Consider the following 19,033-nt stretch of genomic DNA (forward strand, 5'->3'; position numbering starts at 1 on the left):
CCGGCCGCCCGGGCTCAGGGCACGGCGTCCCCGGCGGGTTCCGGGTCCAGACGGCGGCGCAGCCCGTGCAGTCCCCGGCGGACGTGGCTCTTGACCGTGCCGAGCGGCAGTCCGGTGCGCCGGGCGATCTGGGTCTGCGTCAGGTCCTCGTAGAACGCCAGGCACAGCAGGTCCCGCTGGACCGGGGTCAGCCCGTCCAGGGCCCGGGCCACCAGGACCCGGTCCAGGGCCTCCTCCGGATGCCCGCGGGGGACGGGACGCTCCTCCGCCAGTGCCGCCGCCGCGGCGACCAGGGTGCCCCGGCGGGTCCGCGCGGACAGCGCGTCGGCGGTCTTGCGGCGGGTGATGCCCACGATCCAGGCCCCCAGGGGGCCGCGCGCCGGACGGTACCCCGCCCGGCCCCGCCAGACGGCGAGGAACACCTGCTGGGTGACGTCCTCCGCCTCCCTGGCGTCGCCCAGCGCGCGGGCCGCGAGGGCCTGCACCAGGGGCCCCCACCGCCGGTAGACGACGGCCAGGGCGTCAGGGTCGCCCCGGACCAGGGCCGCCGACAGTTCGCCTTCCCCGTGGGGCCCTCCGTCGTCCTCCCCGGCCGGTGCCCGTCGGTCGGACGGGACCGGCGCGACCGGTGCGTCGGTGGTCACCACGGTGGACTCCTCGGGACGGAGAGGGAGGCGGAGGGGGAGGTGCGGGGACACGGGCAGCGGGGCAACGGGACCGGGGCAACGGGACCGGGGTGGCGTCGGATCGTCAGGGGGAACGGGACGGGGACGGGTGGACGCGAGGCGGGCGCGGGCCCGGTCCGACGCGGGCCGACGGACCGTCACGTCGTGGACGAAACCGTCGGTAACGACCCTGACGCCCCCTCTTCGCCGTCCGCAACGCGCGTCGTTCGTGCGTCGTTTCGTCCGTCGGTACGCGGTGGCGGACCTGGCTAGGGTGGGCGCATGGCCGAACGTCCGAGCCCGTCCGCCCCCCGGCCCGCCGCGCTCAGCACCGGTGCCGTGGCCCGCAGACTCGGTGTGGCGCCGACGACCCTGCGCTCCTGGGACCGCCGCTACGGCATCGGACCGGCCCGCCACGAGGGCGACGGACGCCACCGCCGCTGGACCCCGGACGACATCGCCGTCCTCGACGCCATGTGCCGTCTCACCGCCTCCGGGGTCCCGCCCGCCGAGGCGGCCCGGGCCGCCCTGGCCACGGTGCTCCCGGACGGCCCGCAACGGTCACCGGAGGCGGGGGACCCGGGCGCGCCGCCCGTCGCGTCCGGCCCTCCGGGGCACCGGGGCCTCGCCCGGGCCGCCGCCCGCCTCGACGCCCCCGCCGTCGACGCCCGGCTCTCCGCCGCGCTCGCCGACCACGGCCTGGTCACCGCCTGGGAGGAGGTCATGGTGCCCGCGCTGCGCGCCGTCGGCCGCGCCTGGGAGTCGTCGGGGGAGCGGTACGTGGCAGTGGAGCACCTGCTGTCCTGGCACATCGCCACCGCACTGCGCCGGGTCCCCGCCGCCCCGCCGCCCGGCACCCGGCGGGGCACCGCCCCCGTCCTGCTCGCGTGCACCCCGGGGGAACTGCACACCCTGCCGCTGGAGGCGCTCACCGCGGGGCTCCTGGAACGCGGGGTGCCCGTGCGGATGTTCGGCGCGGCGCTGCCCGCCGAGGCGCTGGTCGCGGCCGTCCGCCGCGCGGGCCCGTCCGCCGTGGTGCTGTGGTCCCACACCCGGGCCACCGCCGACCGCGCCCTGGTCCGCGACATCGCCGCGCGGGCCTGGGGCGTCCGGGGCGCCCGGCGCGGGGCGACGGTCCTCGCGGCGGGCCCCGGCTGGGCGGGTCCCCCGCCCGACGGCGCCATGCGGACCACCAGCCTCACCGGCGCGCTGCGCCTGCTCGACGGCGCGTCCGCGCCCGGCTGACCGTCCGCGCGATCCGGACGGACGGCTGTCCGGTGGCCCGACGGTCCCGGGCGGCGCGGACGGTCAGCCGGGTGGTGCGGCCCGGCATCGGCGACCGGCGACCGGCGATCGGCGATCGTGGTGCTGGTGGTGCTGGTGGTGCTGGTGGGGCGGGTAGGGCGGTGGCCGATGGGGTGGTGTCGACCTTCGTCCGGTGGTGTCGGCGGATGGTGCGGCCCGGCGGTATCGACCGTGGCCCGGTGGTGTCGACCGGCGGCCGTGGGCCGGTGCGTGGTGCCGACCGTGGAGTGACGGCGTCGGCCGGTGGGGCCGGGTGCCGTCGATCGTGGCCGGGCGGTGTCCGGCCGGTGGTCGCGGGGCCGGTGGTGTCCGCTGCCGGTGTCGGCCGGTGGTGTGGCAGCCGGGGAATGTCCGGTGGCGTCCCGTCCCCCGCGCTGACCTCCCCTGATAGGCCGGACACCACGCCCCGGCCGGATCGGCGCGGTGTCACCGCATCCGAACGCGCCCCCCGTCCCGAAGCGTTCCGAGACCCAGCCGGAACATCCGACGCGAGGAGGCCGCGATGCGCCGCACCGCCGCCCAGGACCCCCCGGGCGCCCACCCGCCCGCCGACGGACCGGCGCCCCCGCGCGAGCCGCCCGCCCGTCCGCCGTCCCCCCGGGCGCACGCGCGGCGGGTGGACGCCGACGTGCCCGCGGCCGTCGGCGCGGTCCTGCGGACCCTGCTGGACGAACGCCTGCGGCAGTGCGCCCCGCTGGACGGCGTCTTCACCCGTGACGTCGCCACCCGCGTCGTCCGGTTCACCCTGGACGGCGGCAAACGGCTGCGCTCCCAGTTCCTGTGGTGGGCGCTGCGGGCCTGCGGCGGCCCCGACGACGCCACCGGCCCCGCGCTGCGGGTCGCCGCCGCGCTGGAACTCCTCCAGACCTGCGCCCTCGTCCACGACGACCTGATGGACGGCTCCCCGCTGCGCCGGGGCCGTCCCGCCGTCCACACCGCCCTGCGCGACCGGTACGGGTCCGGGCCGTGGCACGAGGGCGCCGACTTCGGGACCGCCGCCGCCGTCCTCGTCGGCGACCTCGCGCTGGCCTGGGCGGACGACGTCCTCGCGGACACCGAACTGCCGTCCGGCGCCCGCGAACGGGTCCGCGCCCAGTGGCGGGCGCTGCGCACCGAGATGGTCGCCGGACAGTACCTCGACCTGCACGGCCAGATCACCGGCGCCCGCTCCCGCGCCCAGGCCCTGCGGGTCACCCGGCTGAAGAGCGCCCTCTACACCGTGGAACGGCCGCTCGCCCTCGGCGCGGCGCTCGCCGGGGCCGGACCCGAGGTCACCCGGGCGCTCCGCGCGGCGGGGCGCTGCGCGGGGACCGCCTTCCAGCTCCGTGACGACCTGCTCGGCGTGTTCGGGGACCCGGTCGAGACCGGCAAACCGTCCGGCGAGGACATCCGCGAGGGCAAGCCGACCTATCTGATCGCCGTCGGCCGGGCCCGGGCCGCCGCCCGGGGCGACCGGGGCGCGGTCGCCGTGCTCGACGCGGCGCTCGGCGACCCGGACCTCACCCGGGACGACCTCTGCCGGGTCCGGGCCGCCCTGGTCCTGACCGGCGCCCGGACCGCCGTGGAGGACCGGATCGACCACTTCGCCGCGCTCGCCCTCGGGCACCTCGGCACGGTGGTGCCCGGCGGACCCCCGCACGCCGTCGCCCATCTCGTCCGGCTGCTGGCCACCGTCGCCCACGGCCCCCCGCCCGGCGGCGGCCCGTACCGCCCCCGGCGGGACCCGTCCCCGTGGGCGGCGCCCGGCGTGGACCGCCCGGAGACGGAGACGGAGATGGAGATGGGGACGGAGACGGGCATGGGCACGGGGACGGAGACGGGTACCCCGGACGGCCCGGACGGCCCGGAAGTCCCGTACGCCCCCGGCGCCCCGGAGGACTCCGCCGCCCCGCACGCCCCCGGCGAAGGAGACCCGCGATGAGGACCGTCCGGGGACGGACCGACCACGTGGTGGTGGTCGGAGCCGGGCTCGCCGGGCTCGCCGCCGCACTGCACCTGCTGGGCGCCGGACGGCGGGTCACCGTCGTCGAACGGGACCCCGGACCCGGCGGCCGGGCCGGGCTGCTGACCCGTGGCGGCTACCGGGTGGACACCGGACCGACCGTCCTCACCATGCCCGGGCTGATGGCCGAACCCTTCGCCGCGGTCGGCGAGGAACTGTCCGACCGGCTCGACCTGGTCCCGCTGCACCCCGCCTACCGGGCGGTGTTCGCGGACGGTTCCGCCCTGGACGTGCACACCGGGGCCGAGGCCATGGAGGACGAGGTGCGCCGGTTCGCCGGGGACCGGGAGGCCGCGGGGTACCGGCGGCTGCGGGCCTGGCTCACCGAGCTGTACCGGGTCCAGAAGCGCCGGTTCATCGACGCCCACTTCGACTCCCCGCTCGGGCTGCTCCACCCGGACCTCGCGCGGCTCGCCGCGCTCGGCGGCTTCGGCCGCCTCGACGCCCGGGTGGGCCGCTTCCTCTCCGACCCCCGGCTGCGCCGCGTCTTCTCCTTCCAGGCGCTCTACGCCGGGGTCCCGCCCGCCCGCGCCCTCGCCGCGTACGCCGTCATCGCCTACATGGACACCGTCGCCGGGGTCTACTTCCCGCGCGGCGGGGTCCACGCGCTGCCCCGGGCGCTGGCCGACGCCGCCGCCGACGCGGGCGCCGAACTGCGCTACGACAGCGCGGTGACCGGGCTGGAGCGGCGCGGCGACCGGATCACCGCCGTGCTCACCGCGACCGGACGCGTCCCCTGCGACGCGGTCGTCCTCACCCCCGACCTCCCCGTGACCTACCGGCTGCTGGGCCGCGCCCCGCGCCGCCCGCGCCCCCTGCGGCACTCCCCGTCCGCCGTGCTGCTGCACACCGGGACCGACCGGACCTGGCCCGGCCTCGCCCACCACACCCTGTCCTTCGGCGCCGCCTGGGAGCGGACCTTCCACGAACTGACCCGGACCGGACGGCTGATGAGCGACCCCTCCCTGCTCATCACCCGCCCCACCGCCACCGACCCCGGCCTCGCCCCGCCCGGCCGTCACCTCCACCAGGTGCTGGCGCCCTGCCCCAACACCGACATCGGACCGGGAGCGCACGAGTGGCGCGCCCTCGGTCCCGTCTACCGGGACGCCCTGCTGCGGGAGCTGGAACGCCGTCAGATGCCCGGTCTCGCCGCCGCGATCGAGGAGGAGGCGCTGGTCACCCCGGCCGACTGGACGGCCGCCGGACACGCGGCGGGCGGCCCGTTCTCGGTGGCGCACACCTTCGCGCAGACCGGGCCGTTCCGTCCCCGGAACCTGGTCCGGGGGACCGCCAACGCCGTCCTCGCGGGGTGCGGCACCACCCCCGGCGTCGGGGTGCCGACGGTCCTCCTCTCCGGGAAGCTCGCCGCCGCCCGGATCACCGGGGTCCGGGAAGCCGTCCGGAAGGCGGCCCCGCGATGACCGCCCGCGAACTCGACGCGGCCGGGATCACCGACCCCGCCCTGCGCGCCGACTACGCCCACTGCCGACGGCTCAACGCCCGCCACGGCCGCACCTACTTCCTCGCCACCCGGCTGCTGCCCACCGCCCGCAGACCCGCCGTGCACGCCCTCTACGGGTTCGCCCGGCACGCCGACGACCTGGTGGACGACCTCGGCGCGGACGCCGCCCCCGGACGGCGGGCCGCCGCGCTCACCGCGCTGGACCGGCGGCTTGCCGCCGGACTGCGCGGCGAACCCGCCGCCGAGCCGGTGGTGCGGGCCCTGGTGGACACCGCCGCCCGGTACCGCATCGACCACGCCCTGTTCACCGACTTCATGGCCGCCATGCGCGCCGACCTCACCGTCACCGACTACCCCACCTACACCGATCTGCGCGCCTACATGCACGGCTCGGCGGCCGTCATCGGACTCCAGACGCTGCCCGTCCTCGGCACCGTGGTGCCGCCCGCCGAGGCCGCCCCCTACGCGGCCGACCTGGGCATCGCCTTCCAGCTCACCAACTTCCTGCGGGACGTGGGGGAGGACCTCGACCGGGGACGGGTCTACCTCCCGGCCGACCTCCTCGCCGCGCACGGCGTCGACCGGCAGCTGCTGGAGTGGAGCCGAGGCACCGGCCGCCGTGACCCGGCGATCACCGCCGCCCTCGTCACCGCCGCCCAGCTCACCCGTGGGGTCTACGCCCGCGCCGCGCCCGGGATCGACCTGCTGGACCCGGTCTCCCGGCCCTGTGTGCGCACCGCGTTCACGCTCTACGGCGGCATCCTCGACGCGGTCGCCGCCGACGGGTACGCGGTGCTCCACCGACGGGCCGCCGTCGGCCGCTGGCGCCGGGCCGCCGTCGCCGCCCGTGGCCTCGCCGGGGCGCTGCTGGCCCGCCGCCGGACCCCCGCCGACCCCCACCCCGCCCGGAGGACCCCGTGACCGCCCGTCAGCCCGCCCGCGGCCCCCGCGTCCCGCTGCGGCTGCGCCGGGCACCCGTCCGCTGGGAGCGGCAGCGCCCCACCTGGCGGGAGGCGCGGCCCGCCGTGATCGCCGCCGCCCTCCGCAGGGCGGCGGCCCTGCCCACCGGCAACTGGTACGTGGCCGGGGCGAGCCGCTCGGTGACGGCCGGACGCCCGCTGGGACGGACCGTGGCCGGGACGGAGGTCGTGCTGTGGCGGGACGCGGCGGGCACCCTGGTGGCGGGCCCCGGGGCCTGCCCCCACCTGGGCGCGCCGCTGAGGGACAGCCCGGTGCGCTGCGGGACGCTGGTCTGCCACTGGCACGGACTCGCCCTGGACGGACGTCCGTTCGCGGGCTGGGAGCCCTTCCCCGCGTACGACGACGGGGTGCTCGTCTGGGTGCGGCTGGACCACGCGGGCGGCGGGGAGCCCACCCCCCGGCCCCCGGTCCCGGTCCGGCCGGACCCCGCGCGCGCGGTGGACGCGGTGTGCGTGGCGGTGGGGCGCTGCGAGCCGGAGGACGTCGTCGCCAACCGGCTCGACCCCTGGCACGGCGCCTGGTTCCACCCCTACGCCTTCGTGGACCTGACGGTGGTCTCCGCGCCGTCCGCCGAAGCGTCCGCCAGGAGGCCCGCCGAGGGGTCCGGGGAGGACGACGCGGGACGCCCGGATGGACCGGGCGGCCCGGGGGACGCGTTCGTGGTGGACGTGTCCTTCCGGGTCGCCGGACGGGTGGTGGTGCCCGTCCGGGCCGAGTTCACCGCTCCCGGGCCCCGGACCGTGGTGATGCGGATCGTGGCGGGGGAGGGCACCGGCTCGGTGGTCGAGACCCACGCCACGCCCGTCACCGCCGCCGACGGCCCCGGACGCCCGCCGCGCACGGCGGTGGTGGAGGCGGTGGTCGCGGCGTCCGGCCGGAGCGGGTTCGCGGTGGCGCGCGGACTCGCCCCACTGCTGCGTCCGCTGGTGCGGCGGACCGCCGCCCGGCTGTGGCGGGACGACCTCGCCTACGCGGAACGACGGTGGGCGCTGCGATCGGCCGGACGCTTCCCCGGGTGACCCACCGGTCCTGGCCGCCCACCGGTCCCAGAGCGACCCACCGTCCCCCTGCGCGGTCCGCCTTCCCCCGGCGGGACCACCGACGCCTCCCCGTCACCCGGGGCCGGTGGGCGTGCCGTTCACCCACCGGCGGCGTCGACGTCCGCCCTGAACCACCGGCACCGGTCCGGGCCGTCGGCCTTCCCCCGGTGGACCACGGACGCGTCCCGGTCACCCACCGGCACCGGTGACCGCCCACCGGTACGGACGGCCGTCCCGTCACCCGGTGGGCGCCCCCGGCACCGGCGGCCGTCACCGCCCCGGGGAACCGCCCCGGGCCAGCGCCCGCAGCAGCGCCGTGCGCCCCCGGGCCGGGACGGTCCGCAGCGGATGCCCCCGGACGCCCCACCGGGTCAGCAGGGCGTTGGCCGCCAGGAAGCCGCTGGTCGCGGCGCGTTCCATGAGGGCGACCGGCAGCCCGGTGCGGACGTGGTCGCCCGCCAGGACCAGCGCCGGGTGCGGGGTGGCCACCGCGGGCCGGTCCCGGTAGCCGCCGACCGGGAACAGCGGGCAGTCCGCCCGCCACTCGTGGCGCTGGTCGACGATCCGGGCCCGCGCGGTCTCCGGGTAGACCCGGTGGAGCTGGCGCAGCAGCCCGTCCCGCACCGCCGCCCGGTCGGCGTCCGGGGCCAGGGCGTACCCGTGCAGCTCGACGACCCCGCCCCCGGAGCGGGCCGCCCACCGGGCCGCCTCGCCCTCCCAGCGGTCCAGCACGCTGACGTTGTCCAGGGCGCCGAAGCCGCCGGTGCCCAGGAAGCCGGGGCGGTCCGGGACGAGCGGCCGGTCCAGCCAGAGCCGGGAGACCAGGAACGGCGGGGCCTCCCGGGACGCGAGCACCCGCGCCCGCCACGGCCCGTCGCCCAGCCGGGGCGAGGCCGTCGTCAGCCGTCGCAGCCCCCCGCCGTCGAGCGCCAGCACCACCCCGTCGTAGCGCGTGCTCCGGCCGTCCGCGAGGACGGACGGCCCCTCGCCCTCCCCGTCGGCGCCGGGCACCACCTCCTCGACGCCGCACCCGGTGCGCACCTCCACGCCCAGCTTGGTCAGGTACCGCGCGAGCGGGTCCCACAGCGCGGTGGGGAAGGGCTCGTCGGGCACGTCGAACAGCAGGCCCTCCGCCGAGCCGAGGAAGTAGACGTGGAACATCAGCGCCAGCTCGGCGGCGGACAGCTCCCGGGGATCGGCGAAGAAGCTGCGCGAGAACACCTCGAACGCCAGGTGCCGGGCCGCCGCCGGGAACCGGATCCGCTCCAGGTACTCCACCGCGCTGATCCCGTCCAGCCGCGCGTACACCCCGGGCACCCGCACGTCCAGCAGGGGCAGGGCCGCGCGCGGGTCCATCCGCAGCAGGTCCCGCCAGCCGAACGACGGGCTCCGCGCGACGAAGCCGAGGGCGCTCCACGGCGGGGTGCGGGGGACCCGGGCGAAGCCGTCGGTGAGTCCGTCGCGGTGCAGCAGCGGGTAGTCGGGCAGGGCGCGCAGCCGCTCCAGTCCGGGATCGGCGCGGCGCAGCAGCGCGCGCAGGTTGTAGTACTGGCGGAAGAAGGCGTGGAAGCCCCGGCTCATGGTCACCGCCGAGCCGTCGGCCAGCCGCACCGGCCAGCCCGCGAGCCGCCCCCCGAGCATGGGCTCCCGTTCGTGGAGGACGACCCGGACCCCGCGCTCGGCCAGCCCGGTGGCCGCCGCGAGCCCCGCGATGCCCCCGCCGACCACCGCCACCGAGGGCGCGGGGTCCGGGGCCGTCGGCCGTCCGGGCGGAGCGGGCAGCGCCACCGACCGGCGGTCCCGGCCGTCCGGGGCGCTCACCTGGCCGCTCCGGCCGGGCGAGGGGTGGCCGTCGGGGCGGCGGGGGACGTCGTACGGGGTCAACGCGGTGACCTTCCGGTGGGGGGCCGTCGGCGGAGCAGGGGGAGTTCCAGGGCGGTGCGGAGCATGGCCGGGACGGGGGTGCGCAGCCCGATCGTGAGGTCCTCGACGGGCCGGGTGCCGCCGTCCAGGAACCGCAGCAGGGTCGGCAGCGGCACCGTGCGGAACAGTCCGGTGAGGAGCCGGGCGCCGTCCACCCGTCCGGTGTCCAGCGCCCGCAGCAGCACCGCGTCCATCGCGAGGGAGCGGCGGCCGTGCGGGGACGGCGGCACGGGGACCCGTCCGGCGCGCAGCAGCGCGGCCACCGCCCGGGTCTGCCGCTGGATCCCCGCGAAGGTGTAGCCGGTCGAGGGCCGGGTCGCCCCGCCCGCCGTCCCGATCCGGAACACGGCGGCCCCCGCCCGGGTCGCGGGCCGCGCGTCCGCCATCGGGATCACCCCCCGCTCCACGGCGGTGACCTGGTACCCGGTCACCCCGAGCACCCCGGTGAGATAGCGGCGCAGTTCCCGGTCGTAGGCGTCGTCGTCGAGGACGGTCCGGGAGAACCCGGTGTACTCCACCAGCGCGGTGCGCGCCCCGGTCGGCAGGACGTATCCGAACGCCACGCCCCGGGCCGGAGGGGGCACCCGGAAGTCCATCAGATCGGCGGTGTCCGGGGTGAACACCGGCCGGTCCGCGCGCACGAACCAGCCCCGGAAGTGCTGGAGGAGCCGGGTGCGGGCCGGGGGCGGCGCGGGGAGCGGCCGGGAGTCCAGGACCCAGCGGGCGCGCAGCCGCAGCGGGGACCCGTCCGGGCGCGTCCCCCGCACCTCGGCGCCGCCGGGGACGTCGTCGACGCGGTCCACCACGGCCGTCAGCGCCCGCATCCCGTCCGTCGCCGCGATCCGGGCGCCCACGGCCGCCGAGAGGTCCCCGGAGCGCAGCATCTTGTACCGCAGCGGGGCCGTCCGCCCGGTGGTGGCGCGGCCGTCCGGGCCGTGCACCCGCAACCGGTCCCAGTGGGCGGTGAGCAGGGCGTCGTACGGTCCGCCGGGTTCCTCCCAGTAGCACCAGGTGCGTTCGGGCGGGCGGGACGGGCCCGCCGGGGCGTCCACCAGGGTCACCGGGGGCCGTCCGCGCGGACCGCCCTCGCACAGCCAGTGGGCCAGCGACAGCCCCGCCGCCCCCGCGCCCACGATCACCACCCCGTCACCGCCCGACACCGCCATCCGCCCTCTCCGTCCCGTGTCCCCGCCGCCGGGTCCGTCCGTACCGTGCCGTCCGGGCGTCCGTCCCGGACCCGTAGCCGTGCCGTTCCACGCGCCCGTGCCGTACCCGTGCCGTATCCGGTCCCGTACGTGCCGTCCCGGCGCGGGTGGCCGTCCGGGCGCCCAACGGTTCTTCCGGCCGGGGCCCGGCACCGGATGCGCCGCCCCCCCCACGATGGCGCGCCGGTGCCGGGGACGGGCGGAGGCCGGGCCGGGGAGGGGGTCCGGCGCCACCGGGCCGGGGAGGGTTCGGCGCCGGACCACGGGGGCAGGACGGGAGGGACGCGGCACCGCCCCCGGAACGGCGCGGCACCGCCCCGGAGCGACACCTTGGAGGAAACGACGAGGGCGCACCGCCCGGCCCTGGGTGATCGTCCCAGGTCGGTGGGGGGTCGCCCCATGGGACACTGAAGTACGTGCTTTTCCCCCGGCTACCTGCCCGGGGGCCACCTCTGATCGACTGGGATGAGCAGCACGTGCGTTTCCTGAATGACCTCAAGCCCCCGTACGACCTGACCTACGACGACGTCTTCATGGTCCCGAGCCGGTCGGCGGTCGGTTCCCGTCAGGGCGTGGACCTCTCGTCCCCCGACGGCACGGGCACCACCATCCCCCTCGTGGTCGCCAACATGACCGCCGTCGCGGGCCGCCGGATGGCCGAGACGGTCGCCCGGCGCGGCGGACTCGTGGTGATCCCCCAGGACATCCCGATCGAGGTCGTCACCGAGGTCGTCGGCTGGGTCAAGGGCCGCCACCTCGTCCTGGACACCCCCATCGTGCTGGTCCCGCACCAGACCGTCGCCGACGCGCTGGCGCTGCTGCCCAAGCGCGCCCACCACGCGGGCGTCGTCGTCGACGAGCACCACCGCCCGGTCGGCGTGGTCACCGACCAGGACCTCACCGGCGTCGACCGGTTCACCCAGCTCGGCGAGGTCATGTCCCGTGACCTGCTGATCCTCGACGCGGACATAGACCCCCGCGAGGCGTTCAACCGCCTGGACTCGGCCAACCGCCGCTACGCGCCCGCCGTGGACGCGGAGGGCCGCCTGGTGGGCATCCTCACCCGCCGGGGCGCGCTGCGCGCCACGCTGTACACCCCGGCGACCGACGCCCGGGGACGGCTGCGGATCGCCGCCGCCGTGGGCATCAACGGCGATGTGGCGGGCAAGGCCAAGCAGCTGCTGGACGCGGGGGTGGACACCCTGGTCGTGGACACCGCCCACGGCCACCAGGAGTCGATGCTCTCCGCCGTGCGGGCCGTGCGCGCGCTGGGCCCGGAGATCCCGATCGTGGCGGGCAACGTCGTCGCCGCCGAAGGCGTGCGCGATCTGATCGAGGCGGGCGCCGACATCGTCAAGGTCGGCGTCGGACCGGGCGCGATGTGCACCACCCGGATGATGACCGGGGTGGGCCGTCCGCAGTTCTCCGCCGTGCTGGAGTGCGCCGCCGAGGCGAGGAAGCACGGCAAGCACGTCTGGGCCGACGGTGGGGTGCGCCACCCCCGGGACGTCGCGATGGCGCTGGCCGCCGGGGCCTCCAACGTGATGGTCGGCTCTTGGTTCGCCGGGACCTACGAGTCCCCGGGCGACCTCCAGCAGTCCGCCGACGGACGGCTGTACAAGGAGTCCTTCGGGATGGCGTCCGCCCGCGCGGTGCGCAACCGCACCAGCGAGGAGTCGGCGTACGACCGGGCCCGCAAGGCGCTCTTCGAGGAGGGCATCTCCACCTCGCGGATGTACCTGGACCCGGAGCGGCCCGGGGTGGAGGACCTGATCGACTCGATCATCGCGGGCGTCCGCTCCTCCTGCACCTACGCGGGTGCCGGTTCCCTGGAGGAGTTCGCCGAGCGGGCCGTCGTCGGGGTGCAGAGCGCCGCCGGGTACGCGGAGGGCAAGCCGCTGCACGCCAGCTGGACCTGATCGCGCCCGGTCCGGCGGCACCCCCGGGTGCCGCCGGACCGACGCGCCCGGCGCGGCCCCGCCGACGCGTCCACCAGCGCGTCCGCCGCCGGCCGCGCCCGTGGTCTACTGCGGGTAACGGTCCACCGCCGTCCCCGCGCGCCGCCGCCGGGGCCAGTGAAGAGAAGCGAACGACCCCCGTGCGACTGAACGACCTCGACGAAGCCATCGTCCACGCCCTCGCGCAGGACGCCCGCCGCTCCTACGCCGACATCGGCCAGCGGGTGGGGCTGTCGGCTCCGGCGGTCAAACGGCGGGTGGACCGGCTGCGCGCCACCGGGGTGATCACCGGGTTCACCGTCCGGGTGGACCCCGCCGCGATGGGCTGGGCGACCGAGGGCTTCATCGAGCTGTACTGCCGGGGCAACACCTCGGTGGAGGAGATCCACCGGGGCCTCGAACCGTATCCGGAGGTCGTGGCCGCCTCCACGGTGACCGGCGGCGCCGACGCGGTGGTACAGGTCTTCGCCGCCGACATGCGGCACTTCGAACGGGTCCTGGAGCGCATCGCGGCCGAGCCCTTCGTGGAACGCACCAAGTCGGTGCTGGTGCTCTCCCCGCTGCTGCGCCGCTTCTCGTCCGGCACCCCGGGCTGACCGGGCCCGCGCGGGGGCGGGACGCGCCGCCCCACCGGGAGGCCCGCCGGACCGGTGCCCCGGGGGCCGGGGACGGCCCGCCAAAGGAACGGACGGGGCGACCCGCCGGGAACGCGCAACGAATCACCGCGCGCCGCGCGCACGACGCAACGAATCACCAGGTGAAGCGCAACGGACGCGTCTTGTCCCGGTGGAACGCCGGAACGTACCGTCGAGTACGGCCCCCGCGCCCGTTCCCCCGCCGCCCGTGGCGGCCGCAGTCCCCCCCCGTGCAAGGAGTCCCCACCCCATGACGTCCATGGTGCCCAACGCCGTCCAGCACACCGACGCGCAGCCGCCGATCACCATGTTCGGGCCGGACTTCCCCTACGCGTACGACGACTTCCTGGCCCACCCGGCCGGGCTCGGCCAGGTCCCGGCGACGGAGCACGGCACCGAGGTCGCGGTGGTCGGCGGCGGGCTCTCCGGGATCGTCGCCGCGTACGAGCTGATGAAGATGGGCCTCAAGCCCGTCGTGTACGAGGCGGACCGGATCGGCGGACGGCTGCGGACCGTGGGCTTCGAGGGCTGCGACCCCGAGCTGACGGCGGAGATGGGCGCCATGCGGTTCCCGCCCTCGTCCACCGCGCTCCAGCACTACATCGACCTGGTGGGCCTGACCACCCGGCCGTTCCCCAACCCGCTCTCCGAGGCGACCCCGTCCACCGTGGTGGACCTCAAGGGCGAGTCGCACTACGCCCGCACCCTGGACGACCTGCCGGAGGTCTACCGGGAGGTCGCGCGGGCGTGGAACGCCTGCCTGGAGGAGGGCGCCGACTTCTCCGACATGAACCGGGCGATGCGGGAGCGCGACGTCCCGCGCATCCGGGAGATCTGGGCGCGGCTCGTCGAGAAGTTCGACAACCAGACCTTCTACGGCTTCCTCTGCGACTCGGAGGCGTTCAGGTCCTTCCGGCACCGGGAGATCTTCGGCCAGGTCGGCTTCGGCACCGGCGGCTGGGACACCGACTTCCCCAACTCCATCCTGGAGATCCTGCGGGTCGTCTACACCGAGGCCGACGACCACCACCGGGGCATCGTCGGCGGCAGCCAGCAGCTCCCGCTGCGGCTGTGGGACCGCGCGCCCGGGAAGATCGTCCACTGGGCGCCCGGCACCTCCCTCTCCTCGCTGCACGACGGCGGCGCCCCGCGCCCCGCGGTGACCCGGCTGCACCGCACGGCGGGCAACCGGATCACGGTCACCGACGCCACCGGGGACATCCGCACCTACCCGGCGGTCGTGTTCACCGCGCAGTCCTGGATGCTGCTGTCCAAGATCGAGTGCGATGACGAGCTGTTCCCCATCGACCACTGGACCGCCATCGAGCGGACCCACTACATGGAGTCGAGCAAGCTGTTCGTCCCCGTGGACCGGCCGTTCTGGCTGGACAAGGACGAGGTGACCGGCCGGGACGTCATGTCGATGACGCTCACCGACCGGATGACCCGGGGCACCTACCTGCTGGACGACGGCCCGGACAAGCCCGCCGTGATCTGCCTCTCGTACACCTGGTGCGACGACAGCCTCAAGTGGCTGCCGCTCTCCGCGCACGAGCGGATGGAGGTCATGCTCAAGTCGCTCGGCGAGATCTATCCGAACGTGGACATCCGGGGGCACGTCATCGGCAACCCGGTGACGGTGTCCTGGGAGAACGAGCCCTACTTCATGGGCGCGTTCAAGGCCAACCTGCCGGGTCACTACCGCTACCAGCGGCGGCTGTTCACCCACTTCGTGCAGGACCGGCTGCCCGAGGACAAGCGGGGCATCTTCCTCGCCGGGGACGACATCTCCTGGACGGCGGGCTGGGCCGAGGGCGCCGTGCAGACCGCGCTCAACGCCGTGTGGGGCGTGATGCGCCAGCTCGGCGGCGGGACCGACCCCACCAACCCGGGCCCCGGCGACGTGTACGACGAGATCGCCCCGGTGGAACTGCCGGAGGACTGACCTCCCGCACCGACCCGGTGGCTCACCGGGTCGGTGTCAGCAGACAGCGCGAGACCAGACCGACCGCCCCGTCCAACCGGGCGGCGGTCTCCTCGCGCAGCCCGGGGAGGCCGCGCAGCGCCCAGAGCCCCCGGGCCGCCGACCAGGCCGCGTCCCGGGCCCGTTCCAGACTCCACGACCCCACCAGATGGGTCAGCGGATCGGCCAGTTCCAGCAGATCGGGGCCGGGCATCAGCTCCTCGCGGACCCGCTCCTCCACCAGGACGAGCAGCTCGCCCACCCGGTCGAACTCGTCCTCCAGATCGGCGGGTTCGCAGCCCAGGACGTGACAGGTGTCCACCACGGCCAGCGCCAGGTCGTGCCCGATGTGCGCGTTCACCCCCGCCAGCGCGAACTGCGCGGGACGGACGCCCGGGTGTCCCCGCAGCTGGAACAGGGGCCGCCAGCACGCGGGGGGCCGTTCCCCCTCCTCCACCGCCCGGACCGCGTCCAGGTACCGCCGGGCGAAGACGACGTCCAGGGCGGCCGCGGCCTCCCGGTCGGGGAAACCGCCGTGCCGGACGTCCCGTTCCACCGCCTCCGTCACCGTCAGATAGACGCGGTTGAAGACCGCCACGCCGTCTTCGGCGGGCCACCGCCCGTCCAGTTCCCGCAACGCCCGCACCACCGCGTCCACCCCGTCCCGAGGGGCGGGCAACTCCGTCAACCCTGTCATGGCGGCAGCCTCCCAGCCCTAGGCTGTCCGGGTGCCGACAAGGCCGGGGGCTTCCCCGGAACGGGGGAACGGCCGCCCGGCACCGGGGGAGGGGAGGCGCCGTGCCCGGCAGCCACGCGAGACGGTCCGGCGGACGGACGGCACCGCGCCGCGTACCGCGACGGCGGTACGGACGGCACCGCGCCGCACTGGTGGCGGCGGCCTCGGCGGTCGCCCTGCTCGGCACCGTCGCCGGGTCGCTGCGGGCCCTGGAGGACGGGGGCCGGGGCACCGACGAGGCCCGCCCGCCCCGGATCACCGCCGCGCCGCTCCCGCCCGCGCCCTCCACCCCGCCGCCGTCACCGTCCCCCACCCCGTCCCGGCCGCCCGTCTCCTCCGCCCCGCCGTCGCCCAGCCGCGCGCCCACCACCCGGGCCCCGGAGCCGAGCCGGACCCCCACCACGTCCGCCCCGGCCCGCCCCGCGCCCTCGCGCCCCGCCACCAGCGCCCCCGCCGCGCCCCGCCCGGAGCCGGTGTCCGGAGCGCTCTACCGGCACCCGGCGTCCCAGGTGCTGGACTGGGTGCGGGCCAACCCGGACGACCCCAGGACCCCGGTCATCCGCTCCCGCATCGCCGAGCGGCCCGCCGCCGTCTGGTTCGCCGACTACACCCCGGACACCATCACCGCCCGGGTCCGGGCCGTGACCTCCGGCGGCGCGGACAGCGACCGGGTGCCGGTCGTCGTGCCCTACGCCGTCCCCGACCGGGACTGCGGCGGGGCCTCCCAGGGGGGCGCCCCGGACACCGCCGCCTACGACGCCTGGATCGACCGGTTCGCCGCCGGACTCGGCGACGACGAGGTCGTCGTCGTCCTGGAACCCGACGCGCTGGCCCTGGTGGACTGCCTCCCCGCCGACGCCCGCGAGCGCCGTTACCGCTCCCTGGCCCGGGCCGGACGGGTGCTGAAGGACGCCAACCCCCGGGCCCGGGTGTACTTCGACGCCGGCCACTCCGCCTGGCACCAGCCCGCGACCATCGCGGAGCGGCTGCGCGCGGCGGGCGCGGGCTCGGCGGCCTCCTCGGACGGGATCTTCACCAACGTCTCCAACTTCCACGGCACCGCCGACGAGACCGCGTTCGCCCGGGCCGTCCTCGACGCCCTCGGCGGGGCCCCCGGGCTCGGCGCCGTGATCGACACCAGCCGCAACGGCAACGGCGCCCCGGCCGACGGGGCCTGGTGCGATCCGGCGGGCCGGGCGCTGGGCCGCCCGCCGACCCTGAGCACGGGGGCGTCCCGGATCGACGCCTATCTGTGGGTGAAGCTGCCCGGCGAGTCGGACGGCTGCCGGGGCCGCCCCGGCACCTTCACCCCCGGGTACGCCTACGAACTGGCCACCGGAGGCTGACGGCCGCCGCCGCGACGGTCAGCGCGCCGTTATTGACTCGCGCGCTCTCCGGCCGGTCGTCACCATGGGCCGGGACGACGGTACGGACGGGGAGCGCGGATGGCGGCGGCACACGGATTCGCCTACGAGGAACACGGCGACGGCTCGGTGCGGATACGGCACCACGGGCGGCCGGTGACCGTGCTGCGCGGCGAGCGGGCCGCGCGCTTCCTCCGGGAGGCGGCGGCCGGTGACGCCCAGCTGGTCATGGCCCGCTGGACCGGGAACTACCGGCGTGGCAACGAGCGGACCGCGCGCGGCCACCCCCGCAACACGGGACGGTGACGCCGCCGGTCCGCCCCGCCGTCACTCCCCGGACGGCCCCTTCCGGGGCTCCCGCTCGCCGTCGTCCGCCGGAGCGTCGTAGCGGGAGGTCCCCGAGTCCAGCAGCGGTTCCTGGACCTTGAGGTGGGCGGGGGCCAGCGCCCGCAGCGCGTGGTAGCCGGTGATGACGACCAGGGTGCCCAGCGCGATGCCGCTCAGCGAGAAGGTGTCGGTGAACTCCAGCGAGACGTTGCCCACGCCGATGATGATGCCCGCGGCGGCCGGGACGAGGTTCAGCGGATTGCGCAGGTCCACCCGGGCGTTGATCCAGATCTGCGCGCCGAGCAGCCCGATCATCCCGTAGAGGATGACGGTGATCCCGCCGAGCACCCCGCCGGGGATGGCCGCGACGACCGCCCCGAACTTGGGGCAGAGCCCGAAGAGCAGGGCGAAGGCGGCGGCGGCCCAGTACGCCGCCGTGGAGTAGACGCGGGTCGCGGCCATCACGCCGATGTTCTCGGAGTAGGTGGTGTTGGGCGGCCCGCCCACGACGGTGGAGAGCATCGACGCGGCGCCGTCGGCCGAGATCGCGGTGCCCAGCTTGTCGTCCAGCCGGTCGCCGGTCATCTCCCCGACCGCCTTCACGTGCCCCGCGTTCTCCGCCACCAGGGCGATCACGACGGGAAGCGCGACCAGGATCGCCGACCACTCGAAGGCGGGCCCGTGGAAGGACGGCAGCCCGATCCAGTCGGCCTGCCCCACCGCCGACAGGTCCAGCCGCCAGTGGTCGACCACCTGACCCGAGCCGTCATTGGAGTGGATCTTCCCGAAGACCCGGTCGAACACCCAGGAGATCCCGTACCCGAACAGCAGTCCGAGGAAGATCGCGATCCGCGACCAGAAGCCGCGCAGACACACCACGGCCAGTCCGGTGAACAGCATCACCAGCAGCGCCGTCCACTGGTCCTGCGGCCAGTAGGTGGCGGCGGTGACCGGCGCCAGGTTGAAGCCGATCAGCATCACGACGGCACCGGTGACGATCGGCGGCATCGTCGCGTGGATGATCCGCGCCCCGAACCGCTGCACCGCGACGCCCACCAGGAACAGCGCCACCCCGACCACGAACACCGCGCCGGTCACCGTCGCGCTGGTGCCGCCCTGCGCCCGGATCACCGCCGCCACGCCCACGAACGACAGCGAGCAGCCCAGATAGCTGGGCACCCGGCCCTTGGTCGCCAGCAGGAAGATGGCCGTCGCGACGCCCGACATCATGATCGCGAGGTTGGGGTCAAGACCCATCAGCACGGGCGCCACGAAGGACGCGCCGAACATGGCGACCACGTGCTGCGCGCCCAGCCCGAAGGTCCGCGGCCAGGAGAGCCGCTCGTCCGGCCGGACGACGGCGCCCGGGGCGGGGGTCCGCCCGTCGCCGTGCAGCTTCCAGCGCACACCGAGATCCATGGAGAGGTCGCTTTCTGTCCGTACGCCGGGATGATCGGGGACATG

Annotated in this window: 15 protein-coding genes; 10 read left to right on the top strand and 5 right to left on the bottom strand. The window is 76.5% G+C overall.

Annotation, left to right across the window (positions count from 1 at the left end; all coding sequences use genetic code 11):
• Nucleotides 1–14: 14 nt before the first annotated feature.
• Entirely contained in the window at nt 15–647 is a 633-nt protein-coding gene (locus ACVWNX_RS29530) for a sigma-70 family RNA polymerase sigma factor (RefSeq protein ID WP_454411235.1), read from the bottom strand.
• A 300-nt stretch (nt 648–947) separates the two neighbouring features.
• Between ACVWNX_RS29530 and ACVWNX_RS29535 the strand changes: the two genes are divergently transcribed.
• The 5 genes from ACVWNX_RS29535 to ACVWNX_RS29555 all read left to right on the top strand — a co-directional run bounded on the left by ACVWNX_RS29535 (nt 948) and on the right by ACVWNX_RS29555 (nt 7,437).
• Nucleotides 948–1,910, top strand: a complete 963-nt coding sequence (locus ACVWNX_RS29535) for a MerR family transcriptional regulator (RefSeq protein WP_454411236.1) — start codon at nt 948–950, stop codon at nt 1,908–1,910.
• Between the two features lie 562 nt (nt 1,911–2,472).
• Complete coding sequence (locus tag ACVWNX_RS29540) at nt 2,473–3,891, top strand: polyprenyl synthetase family protein (RefSeq protein WP_454411237.1); 1,419 nt, start codon at nt 2,473–2,475, stop codon at nt 3,889–3,891.
• A complete protein-coding gene (gene crtI / locus ACVWNX_RS29545; RefSeq protein WP_454411238.1) occupies nt 3,888–5,396 on the top strand; it encodes a phytoene desaturase family protein in 1,509 nt (502 codons plus the stop codon). Before ACVWNX_RS29540 ends, crtI begins: the two co-directional genes overlap by 4 nt.
• Nucleotides 5,393–6,358 (top strand): phytoene/squalene synthase family protein, encoded by a 966-nt coding sequence (locus ACVWNX_RS29550; RefSeq protein WP_454411239.1) that lies wholly within the window; start codon nt 5,393–5,395, stop codon nt 6,356–6,358. The genes crtI and ACVWNX_RS29550 overlap by 4 nt, the downstream gene beginning before the upstream one ends.
• Entirely contained in the window at nt 6,355–7,437 is a 1,083-nt protein-coding gene (locus ACVWNX_RS29555) for a DUF5914 domain-containing protein (protein ID WP_454411240.1), read from the top strand. The genes ACVWNX_RS29550 and ACVWNX_RS29555 overlap by 4 nt, the downstream gene beginning before the upstream one ends.
• Before the next feature lie 291 nt (nt 7,438–7,728).
• Here the strand turns inward: ACVWNX_RS29555 and ACVWNX_RS29560 are convergent, their stop codons facing one another.
• Together ACVWNX_RS29560 and ACVWNX_RS29565 are read right to left on the bottom strand one after the other, a co-directional pair.
• Complete coding sequence (locus ACVWNX_RS29560; protein WP_454414989.1) at nt 7,729–9,279, bottom strand: FAD-dependent oxidoreductase; 1,551 nt, start codon at nt 9,277–9,279, stop codon at nt 7,729–7,731.
• 59 nt (nt 9,280–9,338) lie between these two features.
• On the bottom strand, nt 9,339–10,547 hold the full coding sequence (locus tag ACVWNX_RS29565) for a lycopene cyclase family protein (RefSeq protein WP_454411241.1): 1,209 nt from the start codon (nt 10,545–10,547) through the stop codon (nt 9,339–9,341).
• A gap of 515 nt (nt 10,548–11,062) precedes the next feature.
• On the opposite strand from ACVWNX_RS29565, the gene ACVWNX_RS29570 reads away from it, so the two are divergent.
• From ACVWNX_RS29570 to ACVWNX_RS29580, 3 genes are all read left to right on the top strand, one after another.
• On the top strand, nt 11,063–12,505 hold the full coding sequence (locus ACVWNX_RS29570; RefSeq protein ID WP_454411242.1) for a GuaB1 family IMP dehydrogenase-related protein: 1,443 nt from the start codon (nt 11,063–11,065) through the stop codon (nt 12,503–12,505).
• 179 nt (nt 12,506–12,684) lie between these two features.
• Nucleotides 12,685–13,140, top strand: a complete 456-nt coding sequence (locus tag ACVWNX_RS29575; protein WP_454411243.1) for an Lrp/AsnC family transcriptional regulator — start codon at nt 12,685–12,687, stop codon at nt 13,138–13,140.
• Between the two features lie 289 nt (nt 13,141–13,429).
• Complete coding sequence (locus ACVWNX_RS29580) at nt 13,430–15,124, top strand: flavin monoamine oxidase family protein (RefSeq protein WP_454411244.1); 1,695 nt, start codon at nt 13,430–13,432, stop codon at nt 15,122–15,124.
• Nucleotides 15,125–15,146: 22 nt separating this feature from the next.
• Here the strand turns inward: ACVWNX_RS29580 and ACVWNX_RS29585 are convergent, their stop codons facing one another.
• The gene (locus ACVWNX_RS29585) at nt 15,147–15,839 is read right to left on the bottom strand and encodes a DUF5995 family protein (protein ID WP_454411245.1); all 693 of its coding nucleotides are present in this window, start codon (nt 15,837–15,839) and stop codon (nt 15,147–15,149) included.
• A gap of 188 nt (nt 15,840–16,027) precedes the next feature.
• Here ACVWNX_RS29585 and ACVWNX_RS29590 point away from each other — a divergent pair, with 188 nt between their 5' ends.
• Nucleotides 16,028–17,224 carry a glycoside hydrolase family 6 protein gene (locus ACVWNX_RS29590; protein WP_454414990.1) on the top strand — a complete coding sequence of 399 codons (1,197 nt, stop codon included), beginning with the start codon at nt 16,028–16,030 and terminating at the stop codon, nt 17,222–17,224.
• A 99-nt stretch (nt 17,225–17,323) separates the two neighbouring features.
• Nucleotides 17,324–17,548: a hypothetical protein gene (locus tag ACVWNX_RS29595; protein WP_454411246.1), complete on the top strand. Its 225-nt coding sequence runs from the start codon at nt 17,324–17,326 to the stop codon at nt 17,546–17,548.
• A 21-nt stretch (nt 17,549–17,569) separates the two neighbouring features.
• On the opposite strand, the gene ACVWNX_RS29600 is transcribed toward ACVWNX_RS29595, so the two are convergent.
• On the bottom strand, nt 17,570–18,988 hold the full coding sequence (locus ACVWNX_RS29600; RefSeq protein ID WP_454411247.1) for a uracil-xanthine permease family protein: 1,419 nt from the start codon (nt 18,986–18,988) through the stop codon (nt 17,570–17,572).
• Between the last annotated feature and the right edge of the window lie 45 nt (nt 18,989–19,033).

Source organism: Streptomyces sp. JNUCC 64 (assembly GCF_054484115.1).

Bases quoted from the DNA above. Each gene is read 5' to 3' on its own strand.
- ACVWNX_RS29580 (WP_454411244.1), top strand. From the start codon at position 13,430: ATGACGTCCATGGTGCCCAACGCCGTCCAGCACACCGACGCGCAGCCG.
- ACVWNX_RS29600 (WP_454411247.1), bottom strand. From the start codon at position 18,988: ATGGATCTCGGTGTGCGCTGGAAGCTGCACGGCGACGGGCGGACCCCC.
- crtI (WP_454411238.1), top strand. From the start codon at position 3,888: ATGAGGACCGTCCGGGGACGGACCGACCACGTGGTGGTGGTCGGAGCC.
- ACVWNX_RS29535 (WP_454411236.1), top strand. From the start codon at position 948: ATGGCCGAACGTCCGAGCCCGTCCGCCCCCCGGCCCGCCGCGCTCAGC.
- ACVWNX_RS29550 (WP_454411239.1), top strand. From the start codon at position 5,393: ATGACCGCCCGCGAACTCGACGCGGCCGGGATCACCGACCCCGCCCTG.
- ACVWNX_RS29565 (WP_454411241.1), bottom strand. From the start codon at position 10,547: ATGGCGGTGTCGGGCGGTGACGGGGTGGTGATCGTGGGCGCGGGGGCG.
- ACVWNX_RS29540 (WP_454411237.1), top strand. From the start codon at position 2,473: ATGCGCCGCACCGCCGCCCAGGACCCCCCGGGCGCCCACCCGCCCGCC.
- ACVWNX_RS29585 (WP_454411245.1), bottom strand. From the start codon at position 15,839: ATGACAGGGTTGACGGAGTTGCCCGCCCCTCGGGACGGGGTGGACGCG.
- ACVWNX_RS29595 (WP_454411246.1), top strand. From the start codon at position 17,324: ATGGCGGCGGCACACGGATTCGCCTACGAGGAACACGGCGACGGCTCG.